Source organism: Prevotella sp. TCVGH (assembly GCF_023522295.1).
GTDB classification, from domain to species: Bacteria; Bacteroidota; Bacteroidia; order Bacteroidales; family Bacteroidaceae; genus Prevotella; species Prevotella timonensis.
Window position 1 is genome coordinate 1 of the sequence record NZ_QFFX01000014.1, and the last position, 12,945, is coordinate 12,945.

Sequence of the window (12,945 nt, forward strand, 5' to 3'; positions counted from 1 at the left end):
TGTCCATATGGAAAAAATTAAAGGATTTCTCTTTGCCGTACGACACAGAGAAATCCTAATGACCGATTTGGGTTTAATACATGTTTTCAAGACCGTTAAGTCAATGTTTCAACTTGAAAAGTTATCTATTTTGACAAAATCAGCCCATTTTTGTATACCGTTTGCCTATTGATTTTTTCTATTTTGAAGATTTTCGATGGTCGTTTTTTGGTAAAATGATAGGACAAAAACAACGAGTGCCTTTACCAAAAATGAGACGAAGTGAAAGCGCTGTGAAATGTTATCTACTTTCTATTTATTGCTGTCCGCTAAAACTTACTTGAGCATAAAAAAAGTTTTAGCAGACAGCAATCATTTTTATCATTTAGTACGTAATGATGCCCAACCAGCGTAATACGTCGTTAAGGTTGGCAACAATCATTAACAACAACAAGATGGCGATGCCAACATATTCTGCGCGCACCATGAAAGTTTCACTGGGTTTGCGACGAGTGATCATCTCATAGAGCAAAAAAAGCACGTGACCACCGTCCAAGGCTGGTATTGGCAAGATGTTCATGAATGCTAAAATGATGCTAAGGAAGGCCGTCATGAGCCAAAACATGTGCCAATCCCATACGGGAGGGAACAGACTTCCAATAGCTCCGAAGCCACCTAACGACTTAGCACCATCAGCGGTGAACACATACTTCATATCACCAACATAGCCTGCCAAGACATTCCAGCCATATTTTGCACCTGCAGGAAAGCTCTCGAAGAAACCATATTCCTTTTTGGTAGGCGTGTAATACGAATACAAATTGGTCATACCCACCCCTAACATCAGACTGGAGTCCAGCACTACCTGAGCCGTATCTACCTTAGAAGTTGCAGGATTCATAAAGGCAATGCTTGCTGTACGAATTTTCAAACTATCCGCATGGGTCTTTGCTGCCATGAGTTCATCACTCAACACGCCCACCTCTTCTTGGTAAGCATTCCAAGAATCAATAGGTTTGCCGTTGATACCCACCAAACGGTCACCTTTCCGAATGCCAGCCTTAGCTGCTGCACCAGAAGGCATAACACTGTCTACATCTGCCAATACAAACGGTGTTACAAAGCGTGGTGTGCTCTTCAACATTTCCAAAAGGTTCAGGTCACCAGGCAGGTTGATGCTCATCGGTTTGCCATTGCGAATGATGTCTACTCGTTTGGCGGTGGACAAGTCGCGATACACATCTGCATTAAAATCCCTGAATGCGCCTTGGTCTGTCCCCACAAGAATGTCATGGTCTTGAAATCCATACGACTTGGCTTCTTGATTGAAACGCATTCCCATGCTCATATCTTTGACCATGACATACGATTCGCCCCAATAAAACAGCACCATGGAATAGATAAAAAGCGCCAAAAGAAAGTTGACGGTCACTCCACCAATCATGATGAGCAGCCGTTGCCATGCTGGTTTGGAACGAAACTCCCAGTCTTGAGCAGGTTGCTTCATTTGCTCTGTGTCAAAGCTCTCGTCAATCATTCCTGAAATCTTGCAATAACCGCCCAACGGAAGCCACCCCATACCATAAGTAGTATCACTATTTTTGGGTTTGAAACTAAAGAGATTTCCTTTCCATTTACCAATGCTGACATCAAAAAATACGAAGAATTTTTCGACTCTTACCCCAAAGAGTTTCGCAAAAAACATATGTCCTCCTTCGTGTAAGAGAACCAATAAAGAGATAGCCAGTACAAACTGAAGCAATCTGATTAAAAATATTTCCATTTTATCTTAAGTTTTTTTTAGTTTTTTGGTTGTTAAGTTTTTAAGTTTTTCTGCCATAAGGCATATTACTCGGAAACAACTAAATCATCAACAGTCAGCTCATGAACTTATCATCTCATAAACTCACTAACGCCCTAACTCGTGAACCATCTCTTCCGCTACGCGACGCGTTTCTGCATCGGTATCCACATAAATTTGATATTGGGAAGATTTGTCATAAGAAACCCGTTGCATCGTCTTCTCTATGATATTGCCCATGTCCAAGAACGAGCATTTGCCATGGCGGAAAGCTTCGTTCACCACCTCGTTGGCAGCATTTAGTACACAAGGCATATTGCCCCCCTGGCGCATCGCCTCATATGCCAATGCCAAACACTTGAATTTCCCCATATCGGGTTCAAAGAACTCCAAGGGTTGCTTAAACATGTCTAAACGCTGCCCATGAAGTGGCAAACGCTCTGGAAACGAAAAAGCATACTGTATGGGCAAGCGCATATCAGGAACCCCTAACTGTGCCTTTATGCCGCCATCGGCAAACTGCACGGCACTATGGACAATGCTTTGAGGATGTACGAGTACTTGTATTTTCTCGACTGGAACACCAAAGAGCCACTTCGCTTCAATCACCTCAAAACCCTTGTTCATCATTGAAGCCGAATCTATGGTTATCTTCGCCCCCATTTCCCAAGTAGGATGTTTCAAGGCATCAGCAGCTGTTACGTGCTGCATCTGTTCCAAGGTGTAGGTTCGGAAAGGACCGCCACTGGCTGTGAGGAGTATCTTTTCTATTTCGTTATCGCTTTCTCCAACGAGTGATTGAAAGATAGCACTGTGCTCAGAATCGACAGGTAGAATAGGTACATGATGTTGTTGAGCCAACTTACAAATCAGCTTACCTGCAACAACAAGCGTCTCTTTATTGGCTAAGCAGATTTTTTTACGAGCTTGTATGGCATGAATCGTGGGCGAAAGACCTGCAAATCCGACCATAGCTGTTAATACCATATCAATAGGAGTGGCTGACACGATTTCATCAAGCGCAGCCTTACCAGCATACACCTTAATATCTGGACAATCATTTAACAGTTGACAGAGGGGTTCATAATGCGCCTCGTTGGCAATAACGATAGCAGCTGGGCGAAACTTGCGTGCCTGTTCAGCCAATTCCTTATAACGATTATTAGCCGTAAGGCAATAAACTTCATATAAGTCGGCATGCTGTTCAATCACATCCAACGCCTGTGTTCCGATGCTCCCCGTAGAGCCTAATATGCAGATTTGCTTTTTCATGAGTTACATTTCCTCCTACCCTTTTTGCCTTGTTAGCTTATAAATCTAATAAACCTTCTGGCAATGTGATGAATATTTGACGCTTCTCTCCGTCGATGTCCGTAATGAGTTCTTCATTAGCTGGTATCAATTTACCATCTTCCAGCTCGAACAAGACATTAAGCGTCGTATTATCAATTGATTGAATCACTCCTATTTGATGCCCTGTCGTAGCATCAATGAGTGAAAAACCCAAGAGCTGCGCCCACGACCTGCATGCGCCGTTTTGATGTGCAACAGAACGTGGGAAGAATACTTCACTCCCTGTCAGTTCACGAGCTTGCACTTCTGTATCGACATCGCAAAACTTTATGTAAGCTGTCACATCGGTACGGAAGCGATATTCTTCAAAGAAAAAAGGCACCAAAATGCCATCTACCTCTAATATAAGGTAGTCAGCATCCGTACGATCAAACACGTCGTCCTCAAAATGAAAAGACAATTCGCCCTTTACCCCATGGGGCTTTCCTATTTGTCCAATACGGTAAACATCCTCTTTCTTAATCATCTACTCGTTTTATATGTGCCCCTAAAGCATTCAGGCGCATTTCAATATTCTCATACCCGCGGTCTATCTGGGCTATATTTTCTATTCTACTTGTTCCGTTAGCACTCAATGCAGCAATCAGCAAGGCAATACCTGCACGAATATCAGGACTGCTCATGCGTCCTGCACGCAGTCTTATCTTCCTATCATGCCCTACGACAACTGCACGGTGTGGGTCGCAAAGGATGATTTGTGCCCTCATATCGATGAGTTTATCCACAAAGAAAAGTCTACTTTCAAACATTTTTTGATGAAAGAGTACGCTCCCTCGTGCTTGAGTGGCAACAACTAAAAGGACTGACAGCAAGTCAGGAGTAAGTCCCGGCCATGGAGCATCGCTCAATGTCATGATGGTGCCGTCTATAAACGAATCTATTTGATAATGGGGTTGGTGCGGAATCACGATGTCGTCACCTTCAACTTGTATTTTTATCCCCAGTCGACGGAAAGAGTCCAAGATGATGCCAAGGTTTTTTACAGAAGCATCTTTTATTCTTACTCCATCACCTACCATGGCTGCCATGCCAATAAACGAGCCTACCTCTATCATGTCAGGCAATACTGTGTGTTCTGCTCCGTGCAGAGATGAAACACCCTCAATCGTCAAAAGGTTTGAGGCAATGCCACTAATCTTTGCTCCCATGTCATTTAGCAAACGACACAACTGTTGAATGTAAGGCTCACAAGCTGCATTGTAAATAGTCGTAGTACCCTTAGCCAAAACAGCTGTCATGATAATATTGGCAGTACCCGTGACGGAAGCCTCGTCCAAAAGCATGTATGTTCCATGCAAATGCTCGGCTTCAATATGATAGATGTTACGAGACTCTTCGTGCTTAAAGCTTGCACCCAACTTCTTAAAACCCAAGAAGTGTGTATCCAAACGGCGACGTCCAATCTTGTCTCCCCCCGGTTTGGCGATAGTTGCCCTACCTAAACGGCCTAACAGAGGACCTATCATCAACACCGAACCTCGCAAGGAAGAGCACTTCTGAACAAACTCGTCGCTATCCAAATAAGCCAAATCAATGGCATCGGCTTGAAAGATATATTCATTTTTATGAACACGAGTTACTTTGACGCCTACTTGCTGCAACAGGCGAATAAGATTGTTCACATCAAGAATGTCAGGAATATTCTTTATTCTAACAGGTGCTGACGTAAGAAGCGTTGCACAAATCACTTGCAAAGCTTCATTTTTGGCACCTTGGGGTTGAATTGTACCACTCAGTCTATGACCGCCTTCAATGACAAATGCCTCCATAGACTTATCGCTTCTTTCGTTTTTTATCTATATCTCGCATGTCGATGCGATCGAATTTGAATTGATTAAGGTCGAGTACGATTTTCCCATCTGTAAACCTTTCCAAATCAAAAGCCACTTTCTCATCATCCGAAGAGCCATGCCCCCACTGTACCAAGTCACGCTTCATCTGGTTAGCAGTGATACGAGTCAGTTCGTCACGTTCCTCCCCAGGCTCCATGTTCTTCAGTTTTTCAAACATTTCAAACATCATGTTGCCATAATGTCGCACAGGGATACGGTTCATGGGATACTGCACAGGCTCTGCTTTCGTATAAATCTTAGCTGCTTGAGATACATCGAAAGGATAATCGATGTCCAATTCAAAATTGCTCATAATAGCCAAATGATCCCACAGCTTGCGTAGGTATTCCTCGCTCTCCTTGTTTTGCGGAAACATACGAGCCATTGTGGAGACAATGGTCTCGGCACAATGCTGCCGCTCTTGTCTGTCGGTAATGGTCAACGCATAATCAACCATGTTTTGTACCTCACGGCCATATTCTGGCAATATGAGTTTCTCACGTTGGGTATTATAATCTAATCCTTCAATATCCATAGCTTCTTTTTTTTCAATAGACCGTAACTTACCGAATCAACAAGGCAACGTTAAAGCAATTTCTTAGGGGTTTTGGCAACAAAATCCTTCAAATAAAACGGAACAAAGTAGGCTACATCCTCAAATTGTTCATTCATCATCCGCTTCTCTGCCAAAGGGAACATGTTTTTTGCCAAAGGCTCTACATTCTTGATGAGATGCGCGTTGGGGTGATTGATTACCTCGATACACTTTTCGGCACCATTCCCAAAGAAATAAACTGGACGTTCGTCGAGATACGACTTATATGTATCCGCATCGACCACATCGGCTTGAATGGGACGAACCTCATTCAATGCTCTGTCAAACAATTGTGCATATACTTCCATGCGACGAGCATCCAACATCGGACACAACAGCGCATTCTCTTCTTGAATCTGTTCGCGGAGCAAGACAGGCACACACAAGAGATGGAGCGTTGGTACTGATAACAGTTTTACGGAGCGTCCGTAACAAATTCCTTTTGCCATGGACACACCAATTCGAAGTCCAGTATAAGACCCCGGACCACAACTCACAGCTACAGCATCTAACGGAATTAAATGACTATCTATGAACGATAAGGCCTCATCTACAAATACACCAAGCTTGACAGCATGATTGGGACCGCTACTATCTTCTTTCTCAAAAATACATGTTCCATCCTGACTTACAGCCACAGAACATACATCTGTACTCGTCTCTATGCTTAAAATACACGACATACGTCTATCTATATAATCCTAAATTAAAATGCAAATTTACGCTTTTTTCCTGCAAAATGATTACTTTTGCATAAATTTAACGTGTTGAAGCTATGATACAATCGATGACGGGTTACGGAAAAGCAATCGTAACCTACAAAGAAAAAAAAATAAATGTTGAAATTAAATCCCTTAACAGTAAGTCGCTCGACCTCTCTACTCGCATCGCACCGCTGTATCGAGAAAAGGAGATGGAGATTAGACAGCAAGTATCGAGTGCGCTGGATCGTGGGAAAATAGACTTTTCTATTTGGATAGAGAAGGATATTGCTAACGAAGTAAATCCGATTAACTCGGATATTGTTGCGCATTATTACCAACAGATAAAACAAATAGCAAAGACAACAGGCATTCCAGAACCCTTGGATTGGTTTCAAACGATTGTCAGATTGCCCGACATCACATTGAAAACAGAAATCGAAGTGCTGAAGGACGAAGAGTGGAATATGGCAAGACAGGCAATAGAGGAAGCTCTTCAGAATTTAATTAGCTTCCGCCAACAGGAGGGTGCGGCTCTACAAAATAAGTTCAATGAGAAGATTGATAACATTGCGCGACTACTTCAGGAGATAGAACCTTATGAGAAGATGCGCGTAGAAAAGATTAGAACTCGAATTGTAGATGGCCTCGAACAGATTCCAAATGCCGAATACGACAAGAATCGCTTGGAGCAAGAACTTATTTATTACATCGAGAAACTCGACATCAGCGAGGAGAAACAACGCCTTGCCAATCACTTGAAATATTTTCGTGACACCATGAACGAAACTACTCCCAACGGCAAGAAGCTCGGATTCATCGCACAAGAGATGGGACGTGAAATCAACACTACTGGTTCAAAAAGTAATTTGGCTGAAATGCAGAACATTGTGGTGCAGATGAAAGATGAGCTGGAACAGATCAAGGAGCAGGTACTCAATGCACTGTAAGCCTAAGGAAGGAGCCTCCCCCAACCCCTCCAAAGGAGGGGAGGTATAAGCTGTGGAGGATGGAGCGATTGGGAATTATAAAAATGACTCACACACAGGGGAGCTATACCATTTGCATTTTGGGATTAAGGGAAAGGGTATCTTCCTGGTGTTGGCTGACACGCAAAACGTACTTCAGAAAATACGACATATCATGAATCATCTAAACGAACAAAACAAGCCACAAACCGTACAAAACACCACGTCCACGGATAAGGCTCCCCTCCTTAGGAGGGGCGGGGGGAGGCCCCAATCTCGCCTCATCATCTTCTCTGCTCCCTCTGGAAGTGGAAAGAGTACCATCGTGAACTGGCTCATGCAAGAACATCCAGAACTAAAGTTGGCATTCTCTATCTCGTGTACCAGTCGCCAGCCAAGAGGCACAGAACGAGATGGTGTGGAATACTTCTTTGTCAGTCCACAAGAGTTTCGCGAACGTATTGACAACGACGAATTCTTGGAATACGAAGAGGTGTATGAAGATCGCTTTTATGGAACGTTGAAAACGCAAGTGGACAACCAGCTGAAAGCGGGTCAGAACGTTGTCTTTGATGTAGATGTTAAAGGTGGCGTAAACATCAAACGATTTTATGGCGACAGGGCATTGAGCATTTTTATCCAACCCCCTTCTATCGACGAACTGCGGAGACGTTTAGAGAGCCGTGCCACCGATGCGCCACAAGTGATAGAAGACCGCTTAAACAAGGCGGCTTACGAACTGACCTTCGCATCGCAGTTTGACAAAGTGGTGGTGAATGACGACTTGGACAAAGCAAAGACTGAAACACTGCAAATCATTCAAGAATTTCTAAGACATTGAAATCTATCGGCATCTTTGGCGGTTCTTTCAACCCCATTCATAATGGACACATCCAGTTGGCGAAGCACATTCTTAGGCTTTCTGCCTTGGATGAGATATGGTTCATGGTGTCTCCTCAAAATCCCTTGAAGCCACAAGGCAGCTTGCTCGATGACCATTTGCGCTTGGAAATGGCACAAGTTGCATTGCAAGACGAACCAAGACTCATTGCTAAAGATGATGAATTCCGACTCTCTAAACCGTCATATACCTGGCATACACTACAATGTTTGTCGAATGAGCATCCTGACACTTCGTTTACACTCATTATCGGTGCTGACAACTGGCACGTGTTCAATCAGTGGGCACACTATCAAGAAATCGTGCAAAAATACGAAATTATTATCTACCCCCGCCAGCACATCGCCATTGACACAGCGTCATTGCCCTCAAATGTTCATTTGGTAGATACGCCCCTATACAACATCAGTAGTACCGAAGTGCGCCAACGCATCCAGCAAGGCAAGTCGGTAGACCTTTTGATACCCTCTGCCATCGTACCACTTGTCACTCGGTATTATCCACATCCGTGAGTGTATGTAGGGTTGGCAATGCTCTCCATAGAAGAATTATAAATGCTGAATTTTCTTTACAAAGAGCCTCTCATAACTCGCATAAAAACAACCAACGGCAAAGTTGGTCGCAAATACGCGAATTTTGAGAAAGTTTCATAACTCGTTGTGATTAAACTTATTACGCTTAAGTCTTCTTTTTTCTTTCCTATTTTTACCACCTTTTGGCGACTGAAGCATTGAGATAAGCCTGCTATTTGCATGCTTTAATGCTGTTGTTGCATGCGAATAACACCTCTAATACATGTTTCCAAGACCGTAAAGTCAATGTTTCAGCTTGAAAAGACGCTTATTTTGTTCAAATCAGCACATTTTTGCATGTCGTTTGCCTATTAATTTTTTCTATTTTGAAGATTTTAGATGGTCGTTTTTTGGTAAAATAATAAGACAGAAACAATAAATTCTTTTGCCAAAAATGAGATAAAAAAAACGACGCTGCACCTTCACAAAAGTGGCATTGTTGTGATAACAAATGACGCATAATGAAGCGAATGAAAACAAGCAGTGCGATTCATTTCATTCATTAGTATTGTTGTTGAAACAATAGAACAAAGATTGTTTTCATCATCAACAACCTTTCTCTTCTATGAAAGAGCCGCGACCTTATTCACATTCGCTTCATTGATCGACAAGTTTATTTCAACTTAAAAGTGATGGGAAGATTGTATATAACCCGCACAGGCTTGCCTTTTTCATATCCAGGCTTCCATTTCTTTTGCAACTTTACCACTCTGAGAGCTTCCGCATCTAATAATGGGTCAATAGATCTGACAATCTTATAGTCTGACAGCGATCCATCTTTTTCTACAACAAAACTCACGATGACGCGCCCTTCTATTTTCTTTTTCTGCGCTTCTACGGGATATTTCATGTTTGTTGCCAAAAAGTCCATTAAAGCTGGTATGCCCCCTTCGTACTTGGGCATCACTGATGGTACTGTATACACTTTATCGGCATTATCTTTTGCTGTACCAACTTTCTTCTGTTTTTTGACCGGTGTCCGTTTCTTTTTGGGTTGCTGTGGTAGCGTGTACCGCAAAACTTTCACGGCATCTTTCTTCACAATAGTGGGTTGTCCACTGATAGAGCGTGCAATACTCTCTATGTTGCTCGCTGCGAGGAGTGCGGCTACGAGCGGAAGGAAAAACAAGTATTTAACCTTTCCTACGGGTTTTGTTCTGCGTTTGTTCATCATCTTGATTCTTTTTTTTAATGGTAAAACATTGAAGTTATTTGAAATTGTAGCTACATTCTTTTGATACGACAATCCTAATAGGTGGTATTGGTAGGTTTTAGAGTTGATTCCATTTGCCACCACTCGATGATCTGCCAAATATTCTATGTTCATTCTCACCTCTCGTCTCAACAACCATGCAAAAGGATTCATCCAACATACGATGGTAAAGAGTTCGGAACAAATGACATCTATCGAATGCCATTGTCTGGCATGTGTCTGCTCGTGCACCAATATTTCGTGCAGTTGAACAGGCGTTTGTGCATCGGGATTTACAAATATCCATTTGAAAAAGGAGAATGGACTGCCTTTGCCCTTGATGATATGCACCTTGCAACCGTCTATCTCGCACGTCTTGGTGCGGATAATCATGGCCACAATCATGCCTACTTGCACCAACATCCGAAGCAAGAGTACCGCTACCCCACCTATATATATCCACTGCACTGCGTTCATCCAAGTCTGCTTGGCATTCTCTGCTCCGACAGTGAGCTCAGGAAGCACTACTTGCCGGTACGTTATTGCCATTCCTTGAGAGGTTTCAGCGGTCATGAGCCAATTGGTTGTTGGCATCAATGGAACCAAGAAGGCGATGGCATAAATACCTAACAAAAGACCTCTTCTCCAACCAAAGAACGTGTCTTTGGCACAAAACATCTGATAAAAACCATACAACAGTATGAGGGCTATGTTTACTTTGACAAGATAGATAAGCATAATCTGTATTTTTTAAGTGTGCGTGTTCAAATCTATTATTTTCTAACCAGCGATAAGGAAAGGTACTTATTCGTTACCCTTCTCAATTTGGTCAATGATGTCTTGCAAGTCTTCAGAAGACAGTTTCTCTTCTTTTGCAAAGAAAGACACCATGTCCTTGAACGAGTTACTAAAGTAATCACGAACAAAACGCGACATACAGTGCTGTTTGTACTTCTCTTCTGGAATAGCAGGAGAGTAAACATAGGTGTTTCCTCGCTGCTCTTGATTTACAAAATCTTTGCGCTTGAGGTTGTTCACCACCGATGCAACTGTGGTGTATGGCGGTGGAGGCGTGCCCAGTTCACCCAATATTTGCTTTACCGTACAACTTCCTAATTGCCATATCCGTTGCATGACCTCTTCTTCTTGTACTGTCAATTTTTCCATATTCATCTTCTTGCGTATTATCAACTTAAACAGTAAGCAATTGTCTGATGTCAGTTCATTGATTGCTTCACATTCGCAAATCTACGAACTTTTCGTAATAACTGCAAGCATTTATTGGTTAATAAATCATAAATATTTTGCAAAAGTAATTGTTTGTAATGTTATTACGAATATCTCGTAATATATATTTATATATAAAATAGTACTCGTTAGGGGTACTATTGGGCTGATTGAATACATCAAAAAAAGATTCTATAACGTTTCATATGGACAAGTATAAGAGAGTATAAAAAATACTTATCCATACGATTCGTTATAGAATCGTGAATGCTTACAAGTCTGTTAACGCCTCAACGTACCATTAATAATTGGCATTTTCTGGATCAAACTCTGTCCAACCGTCAGCCCAGTTATCGTTTGCAGCAAAGGCTCCAATGTAAGAAACTGTCTTAAAGCCTTTCAATCCGGTGAAAGAAGCAGCGTTCAGCAACGGGCTTGATGCCAAAGGTTTGAAGGTCTGGGTATCTATCAGGTCTTCCCAAGACTCCTTCACGGTGTTACCCTGTGATAAGAAGAAGGTGGTAGAGAATGATTTCTTGCTGCTATCTGCCTTCTTTGCCTTATAATCAGTGACCAACTCGTCCTCATATTTCTTGTTCATATCCGAACCAACGACATCCATACCTGCAAACCAGATGTTCTTCAAACTAAGTTTTCCAGCTGTGGCAGCACCCTGTGTGTCGCCCTTTTCGTTATCCAGCATCAAACCGATAGGATAACCAATGGCCAACGTATTGTAACAACTCAAACGAGAGTTACGACGAATTTGCATGGCAGATTGGAACTTACCGAGTGCCGAACCATTATTGGGATTCATGCTTCCACCTGTAATATAATCGGGCTTGTTTTGGAAGTTCTTATCCAATTTAGGTCCTATAAACGTGATATTCGAGAATTGTGCAGTGGTATAAGGCTCAACAGCCGACCCCGAACCATTGTTATCGCTTTCAAATCCATTGCTTTGAGAGGCATCAGCAAGCTTCGAGTCACGTACGACAAGACCAAATTGTACTGTACCGCAATAGCCATTGTCAGTGTCAAAATCATCATCCCAACCTTTGTAAGCGATGAGATACTTAGCGTTTACCGCACCTCCAAACCACTCGTAAGAGTCGTCATTGGAGTAAGAAACCTGGATATGGTCGAGCTGTGTGCCACTTCCTACGGAGCCCAAGGTCAAGCCGTTGATTTCCTTATCCTGTCTGAATGGATAACCAGCAAACTCAATGCGCACATAACTCAGTACACCTGAGTTGTCTGCATTGTCATTGCCTCCATGCTTCGTGCGTGGTCCTCCTTCTATTTCCATTTCCTGCTGATTGTTTACAGCCTTTCCACAGAGGATGACACCACCCCAATCTCCAGGCTTACGATTGCCTTTGGCTTGTGCCGATGTAAACACAATGGGTGCTGTAGGCGTGCCTTTAGCAATGAGTTTTCCACCTCTTTCGGCAATTAAGGCAGCCTTTGTCGCCTTATCACCCTTGATGATAGTACCTGGTTCAATGGTCAGTTCCGAACCTTCGGCAATATACACCCAGCCCTTCAGCAGATAAGTACCTTTCTTTAACGTTTGTTTCCCCTTGAAGACAAACTCCTGATTGCCATTACCAATCTCCTTACCATTAGGGTCTTCCTTACCATTCGTAAACAGTAAGTGGTCGCAACTCTTTAACCCACCATCTGTTCCCCAAACGTATTGGGTTGTTGACTCCTTTTTATCAACTGGCTCATCATCATCTCCACAAGCAGTAAAACCGAGAGAGAGCGTTAGGATTGTCATCAATCCCCATAAATTCAAACTTTTTTTCATCTTTGTTTTGT

12 protein-coding genes are annotated in these 12,945 nt (G+C 42.6%); 3 read left to right on the forward strand and 9 right to left on the reverse strand.

The window, feature by feature from the left end:
* Positions 1–364: 364 nt before the first annotated feature.
* The 6 genes from rseP to tsaB all read right to left on the reverse strand — a co-directional run bounded on the left by rseP (position 365) and on the right by tsaB (position 6,243).
* A complete protein-coding gene (gene rseP / locus DEM91_RS04085) occupies positions 365–1,762 on the reverse strand; it encodes an RIP metalloprotease RseP (protein ID WP_103003585.1) in 1,398 nt (465 codons plus the stop codon).
* Between the two features lie 126 nt (positions 1,763–1,888).
* Positions 1,889–3,052 carry a 1-deoxy-D-xylulose-5-phosphate reductoisomerase gene (locus DEM91_RS04090; RefSeq protein WP_195254085.1) on the reverse strand — a complete coding sequence of 388 codons (1,164 nt, stop codon included), beginning with the start codon at positions 3,050–3,052 and terminating at the stop codon, positions 1,889–1,891.
* 37 nt (positions 3,053–3,089) lie between these two features.
* Positions 3,090–3,599, reverse strand: coding sequence for a ribosome maturation factor RimM (gene rimM / locus DEM91_RS04095; RefSeq protein ID WP_195254086.1), 510 nt, complete (start codon positions 3,597–3,599; stop codon positions 3,090–3,092).
* Positions 3,592–4,902 (reverse strand): UDP-N-acetylglucosamine 1-carboxyvinyltransferase, encoded by a 1,311-nt coding sequence (gene murA / locus DEM91_RS04100; RefSeq protein WP_195254087.1) that lies wholly within the window; start codon positions 4,900–4,902, stop codon positions 3,592–3,594. Before murA ends, rimM begins: the two co-directional genes overlap by 8 nt.
* Positions 4,903–4,906: 4 nt before the next feature.
* Positions 4,907–5,500 (reverse strand): DUF4290 domain-containing protein, encoded by a 594-nt coding sequence (locus DEM91_RS04105; protein WP_025072889.1) that lies wholly within the window; start codon positions 5,498–5,500, stop codon positions 4,907–4,909.
* 50 nt (positions 5,501–5,550) lie between these two features.
* Positions 5,551–6,243 carry a tRNA (adenosine(37)-N6)-threonylcarbamoyltransferase complex dimerization subunit type 1 TsaB gene (gene tsaB, locus DEM91_RS04110; protein ID WP_025072890.1) on the reverse strand — a complete coding sequence of 231 codons (693 nt, stop codon included), beginning with the start codon at positions 6,241–6,243 and terminating at the stop codon, positions 5,551–5,553.
* A 92-nt stretch (positions 6,244–6,335) separates the two neighbouring features.
* On the opposite strand from tsaB, the gene DEM91_RS04115 reads away from it, so the two are divergent.
* From DEM91_RS04115 to nadD, 3 genes are read left to right on the forward strand one after another with little or no spacing between them, the layout of a single operon-like run.
* Positions 6,336–7,211 carry a YicC/YloC family endoribonuclease gene (locus tag DEM91_RS04115; protein WP_195254124.1) on the forward strand — a complete coding sequence of 292 codons (876 nt, stop codon included), beginning with the start codon at positions 6,336–6,338 and terminating at the stop codon, positions 7,209–7,211.
* Positions 7,212–7,263: 52 nt separating this feature from the next.
* The gene (gene gmk, locus DEM91_RS04120; RefSeq protein ID WP_410525622.1) at positions 7,264–8,070 is read left to right on the forward strand and encodes a guanylate kinase; all 807 of its coding nucleotides are present in this window, start codon (positions 7,264–7,266) and stop codon (positions 8,068–8,070) included.
* On the forward strand, positions 8,067–8,642 hold the full coding sequence (gene nadD, locus DEM91_RS04125) for a nicotinate (nicotinamide) nucleotide adenylyltransferase (protein WP_195254125.1): 576 nt from the start codon (positions 8,067–8,069) through the stop codon (positions 8,640–8,642). The genes gmk and nadD overlap by 4 nt, the downstream gene beginning before the upstream one ends.
* Before the next feature lie 673 nt (positions 8,643–9,315).
* Here the strand turns inward: nadD and DEM91_RS04130 are convergent.
* The 3 genes from DEM91_RS04130 to DEM91_RS04140 form a co-directional block, all read right to left on the reverse strand.
* Positions 9,316–10,632 (reverse strand): M56 family metallopeptidase, encoded by a 1,317-nt coding sequence (locus DEM91_RS04130; RefSeq protein ID WP_195252856.1) that lies wholly within the window; start codon positions 10,630–10,632, stop codon positions 9,316–9,318.
* 66 nt (positions 10,633–10,698) lie between these two features.
* Positions 10,699–11,067, reverse strand: coding sequence for a BlaI/MecI/CopY family transcriptional regulator (locus DEM91_RS04135; RefSeq protein WP_025072043.1), 369 nt, complete (start codon positions 11,065–11,067; stop codon positions 10,699–10,701).
* A 355-nt stretch (positions 11,068–11,422) separates the two neighbouring features.
* On the reverse strand, positions 11,423–12,934 hold the full coding sequence (locus DEM91_RS04140; protein WP_195252855.1) for a hypothetical protein: 1,512 nt from the start codon (positions 12,932–12,934) through the stop codon (positions 11,423–11,425).
* Positions 12,935–12,945: the final 11 nt, after the last annotated feature.

What these genes read in the sequence shown, in the direction of transcription:
- rseP (WP_103003585.1), bottom strand. Translation starts at nt 1,762, where the DNA reads ATGGAAATATTTTTAATCAGATTGCTTCAGTTTGTACTGGCTATCTCT.
- DEM91_RS04090 (WP_195254085.1), bottom strand. Translation starts at nt 3,052, where the DNA reads ATGAAAAAGCAAATCTGCATATTAGGCTCTACGGGGAGCATCGGAACA.
- rimM (WP_195254086.1), bottom strand. Translation starts at nt 3,599, where the DNA reads ATGATTAAGAAAGAGGATGTTTACCGTATTGGACAAATAGGAAAGCCC.
- murA (WP_195254087.1), bottom strand. Translation starts at nt 4,902, where the DNA reads ATGGAGGCATTTGTCATTGAAGGCGGTCATAGACTGAGTGGTACAATT.
- DEM91_RS04105 (WP_025072889.1), bottom strand. Translation starts at nt 5,500, where the DNA reads ATGGATATTGAAGGATTAGATTATAATACCCAACGTGAGAAACTCATA.
- tsaB (WP_025072890.1), bottom strand. Translation starts at nt 6,243, where the DNA reads ATGTCGTGTATTTTAAGCATAGAGACGAGTACAGATGTATGTTCTGTG.
- DEM91_RS04115 (WP_195254124.1), top strand. Translation starts at nt 6,336, where the DNA reads ATGATACAATCGATGACGGGTTACGGAAAAGCAATCGTAACCTACAAA.
- DEM91_RS04130 (WP_195252856.1), bottom strand. Translation starts at nt 10,632, where the DNA reads ATGCTTATCTATCTTGTCAAAGTAAACATAGCCCTCATACTGTTGTAT.
- DEM91_RS04135 (WP_025072043.1), bottom strand. Translation starts at nt 11,067, where the DNA reads ATGAATATGGAAAAATTGACAGTACAAGAAGAAGAGGTCATGCAACGG.
- DEM91_RS04140 (WP_195252855.1), bottom strand. Translation starts at nt 12,934, where the DNA reads ATGAAAAAAAGTTTGAATTTATGGGGATTGATGACAATCCTAACGCTC.